Origin of the sequence: Methylocystis sp. (genome assembly GCF_046349115.1) — a bacterium.
GTDB lineage: Bacteria > Pseudomonadota > Alphaproteobacteria > Rhizobiales > Beijerinckiaceae > Methylocystis.
This window is the reverse complement of sequence record NZ_JAXMCX010000001.1, coordinates 599,664-613,084: the sequence shown is the minus strand read 5'-3', so window position 1 is coordinate 613,084 and position 13,421 is coordinate 599,664. Positions and strand designations below refer to the sequence as shown.

General features: G+C 62.0%; 12 protein-coding genes and 1 tRNA gene. 6 read left to right on the top strand and 7 right to left on the bottom strand.

Annotation, left to right across the window (positions count from 1 at the left end):
* Together U1E20_RS02800 and U1E20_RS02795 are read right to left on the bottom strand one after the other, a co-directional pair.
* On the bottom strand, positions 1–933 hold the full coding sequence (locus U1E20_RS02800) for a crotonase/enoyl-CoA hydratase family protein (protein ID WP_409979062.1): 933 nt from the start codon (positions 931–933) through the stop codon (positions 1–3).
* 248 nt (positions 934–1,181) lie between these two features.
* Positions 1,182–2,531, bottom strand: coding sequence for a multicopper oxidase family protein (locus U1E20_RS02795; RefSeq protein ID WP_409979061.1), 1,350 nt, complete (start codon positions 2,529–2,531; stop codon positions 1,182–1,184).
* A 107-nt stretch (positions 2,532–2,638) separates the two neighbouring features.
* On the opposite strand from U1E20_RS02795, the gene U1E20_RS02790 reads away from it, so the two are divergent.
* A complete protein-coding gene (locus U1E20_RS02790) occupies positions 2,639–2,956 on the top strand; it encodes a hypothetical protein (protein WP_409979060.1) in 318 nt (105 codons plus the stop codon).
* Positions 2,957–3,235: 279 nt separating this feature from the next.
* Here U1E20_RS02790 and U1E20_RS02785 read toward each other — a convergent pair whose 3' ends face one another.
* Complete coding sequence (locus tag U1E20_RS02785) at positions 3,236–3,544, bottom strand: hypothetical protein (protein ID WP_409979059.1); 309 nt, start codon at positions 3,542–3,544, stop codon at positions 3,236–3,238.
* Positions 3,545–3,828: 284 nt separating this feature from the next.
* On the opposite strand from U1E20_RS02785, the gene U1E20_RS02780 reads away from it, so the two are divergent.
* The 4 genes from U1E20_RS02780 (at position 3,829) to U1E20_RS02765 (ending at position 8,252) form a co-directional block, all read left to right on the top strand.
* A tRNA-Leu gene (locus tag U1E20_RS02780) sits at positions 3,829–3,913 on the top strand.
* Positions 3,914–3,987: 74 nt separating this feature from the next.
* A complete protein-coding gene (gene tig / locus U1E20_RS02775) occupies positions 3,988–5,334 on the top strand; it encodes a trigger factor (RefSeq protein ID WP_409979058.1) in 1,347 nt (448 codons plus the stop codon).
* Positions 5,335–5,529: 195 nt separating this feature from the next.
* The gene (locus U1E20_RS02770; protein ID WP_409979057.1) at positions 5,530–6,165 is read left to right on the top strand and encodes an ATP-dependent Clp protease proteolytic subunit; all 636 of its coding nucleotides are present in this window, start codon (positions 5,530–5,532) and stop codon (positions 6,163–6,165) included.
* A 77-nt stretch (positions 6,166–6,242) separates the two neighbouring features.
* On the top strand, positions 6,243–8,252 hold the full coding sequence (locus tag U1E20_RS02765; protein ID WP_409979056.1) for an acetyl-CoA carboxylase biotin carboxylase subunit: 2,010 nt from the start codon (positions 6,243–6,245) through the stop codon (positions 8,250–8,252).
* A 127-nt stretch (positions 8,253–8,379) separates the two neighbouring features.
* On the opposite strand, the gene U1E20_RS02760 is transcribed toward U1E20_RS02765, so the two are convergent.
* The 3 genes from U1E20_RS02760 to U1E20_RS02750 all read right to left on the bottom strand — a co-directional run bounded on the left by U1E20_RS02760 (position 8,380) and on the right by U1E20_RS02750 (position 11,100).
* Positions 8,380–9,951, bottom strand: a complete 1,572-nt coding sequence (locus U1E20_RS02760) for a SulP family inorganic anion transporter (RefSeq protein ID WP_409979055.1) — start codon at positions 9,949–9,951, stop codon at positions 8,380–8,382.
* Positions 9,952–9,998: 47 nt separating this feature from the next.
* Positions 9,999–10,667: a carbonic anhydrase gene (locus tag U1E20_RS02755; protein WP_409979054.1), complete on the bottom strand. Its 669-nt coding sequence runs from the start codon at positions 10,665–10,667 to the stop codon at positions 9,999–10,001.
* A 91-nt stretch (positions 10,668–10,758) separates the two neighbouring features.
* Positions 10,759–11,100: a hypothetical protein gene (locus tag U1E20_RS02750; protein WP_409979053.1), complete on the bottom strand. Its 342-nt coding sequence runs from the start codon at positions 11,098–11,100 to the stop codon at positions 10,759–10,761.
* Between U1E20_RS02750 and nhaR the strand changes: the two genes are divergently transcribed.
* Positions 11,077–11,967 (top strand): transcriptional activator NhaR, encoded by an 891-nt coding sequence (gene nhaR / locus U1E20_RS02745; protein WP_409979052.1) that lies wholly within the window; start codon positions 11,077–11,079, stop codon positions 11,965–11,967. The two genes, U1E20_RS02750 and nhaR, sit on opposite strands and share 24 nt — an antisense overlap.
* 21 nt (positions 11,968–11,988) lie before the next feature.
* Here nhaR and U1E20_RS02740 read toward each other — a convergent pair whose 3' ends face one another.
* Positions 11,989–13,227 (bottom strand): M48 family metallopeptidase, encoded by a 1,239-nt coding sequence (locus U1E20_RS02740; protein ID WP_409979051.1) that lies wholly within the window; start codon positions 13,225–13,227, stop codon positions 11,989–11,991.
* Positions 13,228–13,421: the final 194 nt, after the last annotated feature.

The window sequence follows — 13,421 nt, the reverse complement described above, 5'->3', positions numbered from 1 at the left end:
TCACCCCTCTGACGGTTCCTTGGCGGCGCAGTCATTTTGCTTTGCAGAGCCGATTGAGCTAAGCAGACGACTTTGCGCGCGAACCAATCGCTCCATGTGGCGCAGGTCGGCGTCACTGATCCGTGTGGAGCACTCGGCCCATAGATCGGTAATGCGTATCAGTTCTTCGCGCGTGACCGGCGCCGCGCGACGCCGCGCCTCCGCCATGATGCGCCGCCGCGCCCACGCGGTGTCGCCGCCTTTAAGCATCCACGCCAGCGTCGCCGAGCGAATTTGGCCGTCGGACGCTAGGACATCTACCGCTTCAAGATCGTACATTTCGCGGCCCGTATATGCCCGGCCTTCCGAGATGATCTTTTGGGCGAGAGCGGCGCCAAGCTTTCGAGTTAACAGAGAAATCGCTCCCATCCCAGGAAATGTATTAAACGCTATTTCGGGCATTGCGAAACGAGAGTTTTCTTCGGCAAGGATAAAATCCGTGGCAAGCGCCGCCTCGAAGGCCCCCCCAAAACACTGGCCGTGCACCGCCGAAACGGTGACGATTGGCAAATCAAGTCCCCTTACCAAACTATCAATTAAATCAATACAGGTGTGCGCATAGCGGCGTAAGAGATCGAAATTATGAGTCCGTATCGCGGCGGCGAAAACGCCCAAATCGCCGCCGAGATTGAATACGCCTGGCTTATTTGAGGCAATGACAAGGTAGCGAACAGGCGTGCGCGACGTGAGGCCGGCGGCGAACATAGCCTGAAGGGATCGGCGAAAGCGGGTCATTTCACTCAACGTATGCGGGGTATAACAGACAGGGCCTTCCAAATTGTAGATCATCCAGACCGATTGTGTCGGTGAGTCATATTCGACGTCCAGATGGTCCAACTTCCAATTTGGGAAATCCTCCAGAACAGGTCCGCGCAGCTTTGCGGGGCCAGTCATATGCACTCCGTTAGGGCCAAGTCCTCCTCCCTCGATCAAGCTAGAAAACGCACAAATGGTAACGCTCAATCGGACTCGGCAGAGCGGTTTGACTGACCCACGCAAATTTCTATGTAAATCTGCACTACCATTCGTCAACGACCACAACTAATAGCTGTATTCATTTATATTGGGAGGCTCACGCGAAAATCTGAGAAAAGGAAAAACTTGACGGCTTTCAAGGAGTTAGCGTTCGCTGCGCGCCTGCGTCACACCACCTCGAACCAGGTCGCCAGCCCGCCCGCTTCATGTTCCAGAATATCATCATGGATAGCCCATTTTCCTGGCGATTCCGCGACAAAGGCGGCGTGTTTGGTCTTTCCTGGCGGAATAATCACGCCATTTCGCCAATAGGGCTCCCAGCCGTCGTCGAGATCATGGAGCAGGCGCATGCACTGGCCGTGCACATGCATGGCGAGTGCGACGCCCGAACGGTTGACGAAGCCCAGCGTCACCGCGCCGCCGCGGGGCGCCTTGAAGAGCGCCGGGCCGTCATAGGCTTTCGTCGGCGCCCCGTTGATCGTCCAGGCGGGGCCAGATCCGCTCTTGCGCGGCTCGATCACGAGGTCGACCTTCCTCGCGTCGGCAAGCCTGATCTCGGGCGGAAGCGCAGGATTTTGCGGCAGCGCGGCGATCGGCGGGCGCTTTATGGCTTTCGCGCCTTTGGCCGCGGCGACCAGAAGATCGCGATCCTCGCCATTTTGCCCGCGCAGCGTCAGACTGGCCTTGGCGCCTTCCGTCTCCGGCATGTCGAACATCATTTCGAAGCGCGCGCCCGGCGCGACCGGCACGCTGCGTCTAATCGGCTCGAAGGCCTCGCAGGGCTGGCCGTCGATGGCGATGACGAAAGGCTGGGCGCCCGTGACGGAAAGAACCATGATCCGCGCATTGCTCAGATTGGCGAGCCGCAGCCGCACCCTGGCGCCTGGCGCGAAACTTTGCGCCGCCGGCGCGGCCTTGCCATTGACGCAGACGAGGGAGCCGATCCGGCCGGCGCCCCGCGCCGTCGCCGGGTCTTCGAAGCCGCCGACCACCTGCCCGGCTTCGTCGAGCAGCCAGTCGTCGAGAACGAGCAGTAGGTCCGCGTCGGCTGCGAGCGGCGTGGGCTCGTCGACCAGCAGCAGCCCCTTGAGGCCGCGGCCCATAAGCTCGGGCGTCGCGCCATAGACACTCGGCCGGTAGCAGAACAGGCCGGGATCGGCGAGCTTGCGGCGATAATCGAAGGACGCGCCCGGCGCGACCGGCGCCTGAGTCAGCGGCGCGACGCCCTCCATCGCATTGTCGCCGCGCAGGCCATGCCAGTGGATCGTCGCCGGCCGATCCAGCTTGTTGACGAAGCGCACGGCGAGTTCGTCGCCCTGCCTGTAGCGCAGAACCGGTCCTGGCGTGTTCCCGTCAAAACCGAGAATGCCCGTCTCGCGGGCGCCGGACAGAGGCGCCTTCCCCGGACGCGCTTCGAGCATGCGCAGCCCCGCGGGCGCCTGCGCCAGCGCCGGCACGGCGGTCAGGCTGGCGGCGACGCCGGAGAGCACCGCGCGGCGGGAGAGAGAGCTCGACATGGCGCGCTAGCTATGGCGCAGGCAAGCCGCCAGGGCAATGTCCGCCCTGCTCTTCACGCGCCGCCGGGAGAGCGCTAGAACCGCGAAAACATAAGGAGAGCCAAGGCATGACCGCGCCACGCAGCACATTGATCGCCGCCATTATCGGTTTCTGCGGCGCCGCCTGTTTCCTCCCTCACGCCGCCTCGGGGCAGGCGTCGCAGGCCTATTCCGATTATCGCCAGTCGCTGATCGCCGGCGGCTGGAGGCCCAATGCCGGCTATGGTTTGAAAACCGCCGGAGGCAAGGCGCTCTATAAGTTTCCGGAGGTCGTCTGCGGTCCGACGCTCTGCAACGCCAAATGGCGCGACCCCCAGGGCCACGACAAACTCATTACGCTGATCCGCGGGCTCAACGGCGCCGATCACCAAGTGGCGCCACAGTAGCCAGCGGCGCTGGCGTCGCGCCGCGTCCATGCTATAGAGCGACGCCCGGCGAGTCGCGCTCGCGCTTGGCGCGCCTCGACGCAGCGTCCAAGCGCGCGGGAATGCGCCCTTTTTAGGGTTCAGGATCGTTTGAGAGGAAGTCGAAGGCTCGGCTCCTTCTCAAGCGATCCCGGTTCGTGGGCAGGGAATTACGGCGGCCTTCCCGCCGATCGCGGGCGTGGCGGAACTGGTAGACGCGCCGGATTTAGGTTCTGTAGTTAACAATGTAATATCAAAATGTTATGCCACTGGCGTGGGTCGATTCGTATTTTTGGTCAGTTCCTCCACCGCGCCCGCTAGTTTATCGGCACTCAAAAGACGAAGAGCTACTGGGTGGCCTTTGTCAGCAAATCGCGTAATCAATGCCTCAACATCAGCCCACGCGATTGAGACGCGCGCATGGGGCGGATCGCCGGGGTAATCCTCGAAGCTAAAATGCGTGTGCACGTATTCATCAGCCGCCTCAGCACCACGCGCCCAGCCATCGCCAACGGAAGATTCAGCCTCACGATCTAAATGTGGTTTCGAACGCAGTGCAGTCAAAAACATACCTCTCTCCCTAGATTGGTCGATGCTTGCGCAGACTGGCACTCTTGATATAAGGCGCTCGGCTTTCGTCGTATGACGAACATATATGGATGGCCTTGGTGCTGTGCCACCATTGGCACAGTCACCGGACATGGTATCCGGCATCACTTCCACTGAGTTGTCATCGAGAGCTGAGTCGGTTAGTTGGGCTACCAGATCAGCGTCTGGTGGAGTTCCAAAGTCGTGGGCACAGTGTCCTGCCTTAGCGTAACGATTTGTTCGCTAAGTCGTTGAAAATGAAGCTTGCGGGCGTGGCGAAACTGGTAGACGCGTCGGATTTAGGTTCCGGTGACGAAAGTCGTGGGGGTTCGACTCCCTCCGCCCGCACCAGAGCCGCCTCCCGTGGCAGTCGCACAAGCGTCGTCGCGCGCCGACGAGGCAGCAGTTATTAGAAGGCTATAGAGATGCAGGTAACCCAGACCTCTTCGCAGGGTTTGAAGCAGGAATACAAGGTGGTTCTGCCGGCGGGCGAACTCGCCGCCAAGCTCGCCGCGCAGCTCGCCGAGCTTCAGGCGAAGAGTCAGATCAAGGGGTTCCGGCCCGGAAAGGCGCCGATCGGCCATCTCAAGAAGCTCTACGGAAAGAGCATCATGGGCGACGTGCTGCAGGAGGCGGTCAACGACGCCAACCGCAGGATCGTCGAGGACAATGAGCTGCGCATCGCCTTCGAGCCGAAGATCGACTTCCCCGGCGGCCAGGAGGAAGTCGAACGCGCGCTCGCGGCCGAGGGCGATTTCTCTTATGTCGTCACGTTCGAAACGCTGCCCAAATTCGATATCGGCGTCTTCGACGACATTTCCGTCGAGCGCCCCGTGGCGGAAGTGGCGGATGAGGACATCGAGAAAGCGCTTAAGTCTCTCGCCGAGCGCGTCCAGGAGTTCGAGGACAGGCCAGAAGGCGCCAAGGCCGAGTCGGGCGACAAGCTGACGATCGATTTTACCGGCAAGCTCGAAGGCGTCACTTTCGAGGGCGGCTCGGGCGGCGACGTCGATATCGTGCTCGGCTCCGGGACCTTCATTCCGGGGTTCGAGGCGCAATTGGAGGGCGCCGCCGCAGGCGAGCAGCGCCTCCTCAAGACGCGCTTTCCCGACGATTATTCCGCCAAGCATCTCGCCGGCCGGGAAGCCGAATTCGACGTGACGGTGAAAGCCGTCTCGGCGCCAAAGACCCTGGGGCTCGACGAGGAACTCGCCAAGAAATACGGCTTTGAGTCGTTTGACGCGATGAAGACCGCCGTTCGCGGCAATCTCGAAGCCGACTTCGACAAGGCTTCGCGCGACAAGATGAAGCGCGCCCTCCTCGACGCGCTCGACAGCCGCTATTCATTCGACTTGCCCGAGGGCCTCGTTGAACAGGAGTTCACCAATATCTGGGGTCAGCACGAGCAGGAAAGCGCAAGGGCGGGCAAGTCCGTCGCCGAAGAAGGCAAGTCCGAGGAAGAGACCAAGGCCGACTTCCGCAAAATCGCCGAGCGGCGGGTGCGGCTCGGGCTGGTTCTGGCCGAGATCGGCAAAAACGCCGGCGTGAAGGTTGAAGAGAAGGATCTCACCGACGCGCTCGTCGAGCGGGTGCGCATGTTCCCCGGCCAGGAGAAGGCCGTATGGGACTATTACCGCAACAATGAACAGGCGCTCGCCCAGCTCCGCGCCCCGATCTACGAGGAGCGTGTCGTCGATCATCTCGCCAAGCTGATCAAGATCGCCGACAAGACCGTCTCCCGCGAAGAGCTGTTCAAGGAAGACGAGGAATAGCTTCGCCCGCCGTCTATCGCCGGCGGCGGGTCGCGGGGCTATCCGGCATCCCAGGCCTTACGCGCGCGGCGCGGCCTGGAACCGCGGCGCCTGGGCGTAATGTGTTCTTTGCGTCCGGCGCGGGCGCGGATATATGACGGTCCAAGAGAGGCGGAGGCCGCGTTAGCCTGCGCCGGACCACAGAGGCGATTCCCGATGCGCGATCCAATCGAAAACTACAGCCAATATCTCATTCCCCAGGTGATCGAAAACACGTCTCGCGGCGAGCGCGGCTTCGACATCTATTCCCGCCTGTTGCGCGAGCGCATCATCTTCATCACCGGACCGATCGAAGACCATATGGCGTCGGTCATCATCGCGCAGCTGTTGTTTCTGGAGTCGGAGAATCCGAAGAAGGAGATCGCCCTCTACATCAATTCTCCGGGCGGCGTGGTGACGTCGGGCCTCGCCATCTACGACACGATGCAATTCATCAAGCCGAGAGTGTCGACGCTGTGCGTCGGCCAGGCGGCGTCGATGGGTTCGCTTCTGCTTGCCGCGGGCGCCGACGGGTTGCGCTACGCGCTGCCCAATGCGCGGGTCATGCTGCATCAGCCGTCCGGCGGCTTTCAGGGACAGGCGTCGGACATTCAGCGCCACGCCGAAGACATTCTGAAAGTAAAGAAGCGGCTCAACGACATCTATGTCCGCCATACGGGCAAGGATTACGACACGATTGAGCGCACGCTCGACCGCGATCATTTCATGTCGGCGGAGGAGGCGAAGGCGTTCGGAATCGTCGACTCAGTCCAGGAGAAGCGGCCTGACGAAGAAAGCGACGCGAAGCGCTGAATGTAATAAGCGGGCGCCGCGCGGATTCGTTACCCGCGGCGCCAAATGCTTGAGGGGATTGGGGCAACGGGGCGCGAATGTTTCGTAAAATTCTCATCGCCAATCGCGGCGAAATCGCTTGTCGCATCATTAAGACCGCGAAGCGCATGGGTCTTTCGACTGTCGCTGTCTATTCCGACGCCGACGCCGACGCGCTCCATGTCGAAATGGCCGATGAGGCGATCCATCTCGGTCCGCCGCCCGCCGCCCAGTCCTATCTGCTGATCGATAAAATCGTCGCCGCCTGTAAGGAGACCGGCGCCGAAGCGGTGCATCCGGGCTATGGCTTTCTTTCCGAGCGCGCCGCTTTCGCCAATGCGCTGGCCGAAGCCAATATCGTCTTCATCGGCCCCAATCCGCGGGCGATCGAGGCGATGGGCGACAAGATCGAGTCGAAGAAATTCGCCTCGGCCGCCAAGGTCAACGTCGTGCCCGGCTATCTCGGCGTCATCGAGAACGCCGAAGAGGCGGTCACCATCGCGCGGGACATCGGCTATCCGGTGATGCTCAAGGCGTCGGCCGGCGGCGGCGGCAAGGGCATGCGCGTCGCCTTTTCCGACGCCGAAGTGATCGAGGGCTTTACCCGCGCGCGATCGGAAGCGGCGTCCTCCTTCGGCGACGATCGCGTCTTCGTCGAAAAATTCATCGTCAATCCGCGCCACATCGAAATTCAGGTGCTCGGCGACAAGCACGGCAATGTCATTTATCTAAACGAGCGCGAATGCTCCATTCAGCGTCGCAATCAGAAGGTGATCGAAGAAGCGCCGTCGCCGCTGCTCGATGAAAAGACCCGTCGCGAGATGGGCGCGCAGGCCGTCGCCCTCGCCAAGGCGGTGGACTATGACTCCGCCGGCACGGTCGAATTCGTCGCCGGCCAGGACAAGAGCTTCTTCTTCCTCGAAATGAACACCCGCCTGCAGGTCGAGCATCCGGTGACCGAGCTCATCACCGGCATCGATCTGGTCGAACAGATGATCCGAGTCGCGGCGGGCGAGCCGCTGCAACTCAAGCAGGAAAACGTCAAGATCAACGGCTGGGCGGTCGAGAGCCGTATCTATGCCGAGGATCCGACGCGCAACTTCCTTCCCTCCATCGGACGGCTGGTCAAATATCGCCCGCCGGAAGAAAAGCGCGAAGGCGGCGTCACGGTGCGCAACGACACCGGCGTCACCGAGGGCCGCGAAATCTCGATCCATTACGATCCGATGATCGCCAAGCTCGTGACCCATGCGCCGGATCGCCTGCGGGCGATCGTCGCGCAGGCCGACGCCCTCGATCGCTTCGTGATCGACGGCATTCGCCACAATATCCCGTTCCTGTCGTCGCTGATGCAGAATCCGCGCTGGCGCTCGGGCAATCTGTCGACAGGATTTATCAGCGAGGAATATCCGGAAGGATTTTCGCCGCAGCAGCCCCAGGGGGATTTGGCGCATACGCTCGCCGCGATCGCGACGCTGATGGACCACGTCGGCAATGAGCGCAAACGCAAAATCTCCGGACAGTTGCGCGGCGGCAGGCCGGTGGAATTCGAACGCGAACGCGTCTGCCTGCTGGGCGATCAGAGGTTCGACGTGAGCGTCGAGACGCAAGGCGAAGCGCTGATCGTGCGCTTTTCCGAGGGCGATCAGCGTGCGCATCGCGTCTCGACCCAATGGCGCCCCGGCGAACTCGTGCTCGAAGGCGAGGTTGACGGCCGCATGGTCTATGTGCAGGCGCGGCCCATTCTCAACGGCTATGAGCTATCGCACCAGGGCGTCGACGTGACGGCGCGCGTCTATACCAAGCGCGAAGCTGAACTTGTCGCCTTCATGCCGAAAAAGAAGGACGCCGGCGCCTCCAAGCATCTGCTGTGTCCGATGCCGGGCCTGGTGAAGACCGTCGACGTGGCGGAAGGCCAGGAGGTCAAGGCCGGCGAGCCGCTGTGCATGGTCGAAGCCATGAAGATGGAGAATGTGCTGCGCGCCGAACGCGACGTGACCGTCAAGAAGATTCTCGCCAAGCCCGGCGACAGTCTCGCGGTCGACGCGGTGATCATGGAATTCGCGTGAACGCCGCACGCGGCGCCGGCCGGCGGGCTACAATTTGAATCGGCCCATGTGGCCGATCCAGACTCAGGGAATCGATTCGCGCCCAATCGGTAAGCGCCAATAGCCGCGCCTTTTGGACGCGGCCGGTTCAGGCGGCCACCGCAGCCGATGACGACGTCGCCCGTGCGCGCTCCCGGAACAGGCTGTGGAGAGCGTCCCAGTCCAGCACCAGCTCGCCGCCGTCGTTCTGAAGTTGCGCGTCCCAGTTCGCGAGCAGATCTAGGCAGGCGTGATCGATGTATTTTAGCTCGCTGAGATGCACGTGCACCCGCGCGCCGGGCGGCAATGCTTCGAATGCGCCGGCAAGTTGCGGCAGTCGAATAAAGGTCGCTGCGCCCTCCAAGTGAATCACCGTCATGCCATCGATCTGCTCGGTGCGGATGTTGAGATGCGAAAAGCTGTAGAGCAGGCGTGCGACGGCGAGACCGACGCCAACCGCAATGCCTGTCAACACGTCCGTCGCGACCACAGTCGCCAACGTCGCCGCATAGATGCCGGTTTCGATGCGATCCTGACCCCAAAGAAACCGCGCAAAGCTCAGATTGATGAGATTGAGCCCAGCATAGACGAGAACTGCGGCGAGGCTTGCGACCGGTATGATGCGCAACACGTCCGGCGCGAGCGTAATGAACAGCAGTATCCACACGCCGTGCAGCATCGTGGAGAGTCTCGTCCGTCCGCCCGCCGTGACATTGGCCGAGCTGCGCACGATCACGCCCGACACCGGCAGTACGCCGAGCGCCCCGCAAAGGAGGTTGCCGACGCCCTGCGCGACAAGCTCCTTATTGTAACGCGCTCGCGGCGTGCGGCGCTGCATCGCGTCGACGGCTGTCGCCGTCAGAAGCGATTCCGCGCCTGAAACGAAGGCGAGCGACAACGCGGCCGCCCACAGCACGCCTTCTCCAATTCGGCCCAGCGTGTGCGGCGTAGGCAAACTCACCGCAGCGAGAAGATCGTCGGGCGCCGGCACAAATTTGATGTCGAGCGCGAGGAAGGACGCGACCGCGGTCGCCAAACCCACGCCGACCAACGGCGCGGGGAGAAAAGACAGCCATCGCGGCGCCCAGCGACGCCAGGAGAGAATGACGGCTACCGTAAGCAATCCGATAAGGGCCGCCGCTTGGTGCGCCTCCATGGTGACGCCCTTCCAGATCGCGAGCGGCAGCGACCAGAGATTGATGACGCCGCCGAATTCCTGCCCAGTGCCGGGCGGCGTGTCGTCGACCATGACATGAAACTGCGAGGCGAAAATCAGCAGACCGATGCCTGCAAGCATGCCCTGAATCAGCGCCGGCGAGACCGCTCGAAACACGGGCCCGAAACGCAGGGCGCCCGCCGCAATCTGTATTAGGCCGGACATCATCACGATGAGTCCGAAGACTTCAAAGCCGAGGTCCTTGATGAAGACGGCGGCCATCACGGCAGCGCCGTTCGCCGCGCCGCTCACCTGAAGCGGACAGCCGGAGAGCAGCCCAACGACAATGCCGCCGATGACGCCGCTAATGAGGCCGACGGCGGCGGCGTTTTCGAACGGGAAGCCGGCGACGAGCGCTAGTCCCATCGAAAGGGGCAGCGCGACGAGCAGCACGACGACCGAGGCGAAGATGTCGTCTTTGATCGTCGAGAGGCGAGAGGGCGCGACATCAGCTTCTTGCGACATTTGCGCATCCTAGTTTTGGTTCGACTGTTCGGTGTGGCGGGGGCGGGTCAAACCTCCACGCTGACCCGTTCCCTCTCTCCTCGCGACCGCGTTTGCGATGGCGCCGGCGCGAGGCCGAACTGGCGGGTTGTCGGGTCATAGACGAAGACTTCGCCCGTTTCGATCTTGTAGACCCAGCCGTGCAGCCGCAGCTTGTCCTGAGCGAGCGCCGAGGCGACCACCGGATGCGTGCGCAGATTTTCGAGCTGCGCGAGCACATTCTCCTGAATGGCCACGTTGAGCTGTTCGGCGCCAGTTCTGTCGCCGTATTTCTCCAGCATGATTCGCCTCGTCGTTTCTGCGTGCGACAGCCATTCATTCAGCGCAGGAAAAGCTGCGGCCGGCGGCGGATCCAGCAAGCCTTTCATCGCCCCGCAGTGTGAATGGCCGCAGACGATGATGTCCTTGACGCCCAGGCCCGCGATCGCGAATTCGATCGTCGCCGCTTCGCCGCCGCGCACCGCGCCATAGGGCGGCACGAGATTGCCGGCGTTGCGCAGGATGAACAGGTCGCCGGGCGCCGACTGGGTCAGCAGGCAGGGATCGATGCGCGAATCCGCGCAGGTGATGAACAGCGTCTCGGGCGCCTGGCCTTTGGCGAGGCGCTCAAACAACTCGCGCTGACTGCCGAACACCCGCGATTGGAAGTGGTGTAGACCTTCGATCAACCGCTGCATGGCGACCTCCTACCGCTTGTGCGAACTCTGATGTTTTTTCTTGAAACGCCGCTCAATCCTCGTTCCGAGCAGCTCACCTAAGGCGGAGCGATCAGTTGGCATCGCCCGCTTGCTCACTTGACTGTTCCGACGCGCCAATTCTGGACGGTCTGTATTCGGCGTCCGCCGCGGCGTTCGATTTCCGGAAAAAGTCGCAGAGCAAACGATGTCCCGCGGCGCCATCCATGAACTCGCGCGCCGTCGCAATTTCGGGCGAAACAGCGCCGGCTAGTACGAAGGCCGTAAACGCGATGATGTGAGCCATGCCCGTCCTCCTTGTCGCGAACCTGATGCGTTGAAGATGGCGCAGGGCATTGATATTGAAAATAAGAATATATAAATCAATTTCATCGATAAAGGCGATGGAACGATGGAACGCCTGAATTATCAGCATCTTTTCTATTTCTGGAACGTCGTTCGGGAAGGTAGCGTCACCCGCGCGAGTGAAAAGCTCGGCCTGGCTCAGCCGACAATCAGCGGCCAGATCGCGGTGTTCGAGTCCTCGATCGGCGCGCAGCTCTTCCGCAAGGAGGGACGCAGGCTGGTGATGACAGAGACAGGACGGACCGTGTTCAACTACGCAGACGAAATATTCTCGATCGGCCGTGAGCTTGGCAGCGCCTTGAAAGGCCACGCGGGGGAGCTCAGCCTGAGATTGAGCGTCGGCGTATCAAACGCCTTGCCCAAACTCATCGTGTACAGGCTGCTCGAACCAGCGCTCGCCGCGCATAACCAGGTCACCTGTCATGAGGACAAGACGGAACGCCTGCTGGCCGAACTGCCGGTGCATGGCGTCGATCTCGTTCTATCGGACTGGCCGGCGACCGGCGTCGCGGATGCGCGAATCTACAATCACCCGATCGGCGAATGCGGCGTGGCGGCGTTTGGAGTCTCGGAACTGCAGCAGCGCTATCGGAAGAATTTTCCGCGTTGTCTCGATGGCGCGCCGCTCTTGCTGCCGACGTCGAACACCGCGTTGCGCCGTTCGCTCGATCGATGGCTGGACGCAAACAGTCTCTTTCCGAAGATCATCGCCGAGGTCGAGGACAGCGCCCTGCTGAAGACGTTCGGGTCTGCGGGCGCCGGAATATTCATGGCGCCAACCGCCGTTCGGATCCAGGTCGAAGAGCAATATGGCGTCAAACACATTGCGACGCTGAATGGCGTTACCGAGCGATTCTATGCGATCACCGCGCAGAGAAAGATCAAGCACGCGGGCGTCGTTAGGATCCTTGAACGCGCGCGGGACTGGCTGGTCTAGTCGTCGAACGCGCACGCCACGCTACGATTCCGCCGCGCGCAATTGCGCGACCCGCACCGGCACGGGCGGGTGCGAAAAATAGAAGGTCGCGTAGAGCGGGTCCGGAGTCAGCGTCGCCAGATTGTCGCGCGTGAGCCGCGTCAGCGCCGAGATCATCGGCTCCTTACCGACGAGATCGCGCGCGAAGGCGTCGGCCTCGAACTCGGCGCGGCGCGACCGCCAGGCGAGCACGGGCGACAACACATGCCAGATCGGCTCGCGCGCCAGCATCAGCGCGACGAGGACAATGCCCGGATCATTCGGCAGACCGAACCAGCCGGCGAAGGCGTCCGAGCCGAACGCCAGCCACAGCACGGCGAAGGCGAGGAAAGCGACGGCGGCGGCCTGCAACAGCATCTGACGGACATGGCCGAATTTGAAATGGCCCAGTTCATGCGCGAGAATCGATTCGATTTCGTCCGGCGAATGTTTTTCGAGCAGCGTGTCGAAAAACACGATTCTCTTGGCCTTCCCGAAGCCGCTGAAATAGGCGTTGCCATGCGTCGAGCGTTTTGAGGCGTCCATCACATAGAGGCCTTTCGACTCGAAACCGCATCTCGCCAGCAGCGCCTCCATCCGCCGCTTCATCGCGCCCTCTTCGAGCGGCGTGAATTTGTTGAAAAGCGGCGCAATGACAGTCGGATAGATCACGGTCATCGCGACCGCGATGGCGATGAACGCGACATAAGCGAAGAGCCACCACGTATCGGGCGCGGCGCGCAGCAGCCAGAACATGCCGAAAAGCAACGGCGTCGAGACGACGAGTTCTAACGCGCCGGTCTTCGCCTGATCGAGGAGAAAGGTTCGCCGCGTCAGGCGATTAAATCCGAACCGCGCCTCAAGCCCGAAGGCGCGGATGGCGGCGAGCGGCATGTCGATCAAACTGGCGATCACGCCGAAGACGAGGACGAACAGAACGCTGCGGACGAGACCTGGTTCGACGAGCGCGGCGATCCCGGCATAGAGCGGCGCAAGCCCCAACGCCAGCCACAGAATCGAAATCGCCGCGTCGACGATCGTCTCGGCGACGGAAAACTCGGTTTTCGCGATCGTATATTCGGCGGCGCGGCGATGTTCGTCGAGCGTCACGTCGCGTGCGAAATCCGCCGGCACCCGATCGCGATTCGCCCCCACCGTCGTCATCTGTCGCAGCCGCAGATAGACGCCCAAGCCGGCCGAGGCGGCGATCGCCAGACAAATCACGACGCCCATTGCGCTCATTCCGCGCTCCCACAAATTCTCTGCGGCAATATAGGAGCGCGCATTCTTATTTGCGAGAGCGCCGCCTGATCGAAATCCGTCGCGCCGCGAGGCGCGCAGTGGAGCGCTGGTCTATTTCGCCGGTCGTCGATATTTTGGCGACGACGCCTTCGACGCTTGAAGCATGAGAACGCTATCGCCGGAGGCGCGATCGG

Excerpts from the sequence above, each read along its gene's own strand:
- U1E20_RS02790 (WP_409979060.1), top strand. The coding sequence starts at position 2,639 with ATGACCGCGCCACGCAGCACATTGATCGCCGCCATTATCGGTTTCTGC.
- U1E20_RS02765 (WP_409979056.1), top strand. The coding sequence starts at position 6,243 with ATGTTTCGTAAAATTCTCATCGCCAATCGCGGCGAAATCGCTTGTCGC.
- nhaR (WP_409979052.1), top strand. The coding sequence starts at position 11,077 with ATGGAACGCCTGAATTATCAGCATCTTTTCTATTTCTGGAACGTCGTT.
- U1E20_RS02800 (WP_409979062.1), bottom strand. The coding sequence starts at position 933 with ATGACTGGCCCCGCAAAGCTGCGCGGACCTGTTCTGGAGGATTTCCCA.
- U1E20_RS02755 (WP_409979054.1), bottom strand. The coding sequence starts at position 10,667 with ATGCAGCGGTTGATCGAAGGTCTACACCACTTCCAATCGCGGGTGTTC.
- U1E20_RS02795 (WP_409979061.1), bottom strand. The coding sequence starts at position 2,531 with ATGTCGAGCTCTCTCTCCCGCCGCGCGGTGCTCTCCGGCGTCGCCGCC.
- U1E20_RS02750 (WP_409979053.1), bottom strand. The coding sequence starts at position 11,100 with ATGCTGATAATTCAGGCGTTCCATCGTTCCATCGCCTTTATCGATGAA.
- U1E20_RS02760 (WP_409979055.1), bottom strand. The coding sequence starts at position 9,951 with ATGTCGCAAGAAGCTGATGTCGCGCCCTCTCGCCTCTCGACGATCAAA.
- tig (WP_409979058.1), top strand. The coding sequence starts at position 3,988 with ATGCAGGTAACCCAGACCTCTTCGCAGGGTTTGAAGCAGGAATACAAG.
- U1E20_RS02785 (WP_409979059.1), bottom strand. The coding sequence starts at position 3,544 with ATGTTTTTGACTGCACTGCGTTCGAAACCACATTTAGATCGTGAGGCT.
- U1E20_RS02740 (WP_409979051.1), bottom strand. The coding sequence starts at position 13,227 with ATGAGCGCAATGGGCGTCGTGATTTGTCTGGCGATCGCCGCCTCGGCC.
- U1E20_RS02770 (WP_409979057.1), top strand. The coding sequence starts at position 5,530 with ATGCGCGATCCAATCGAAAACTACAGCCAATATCTCATTCCCCAGGTG.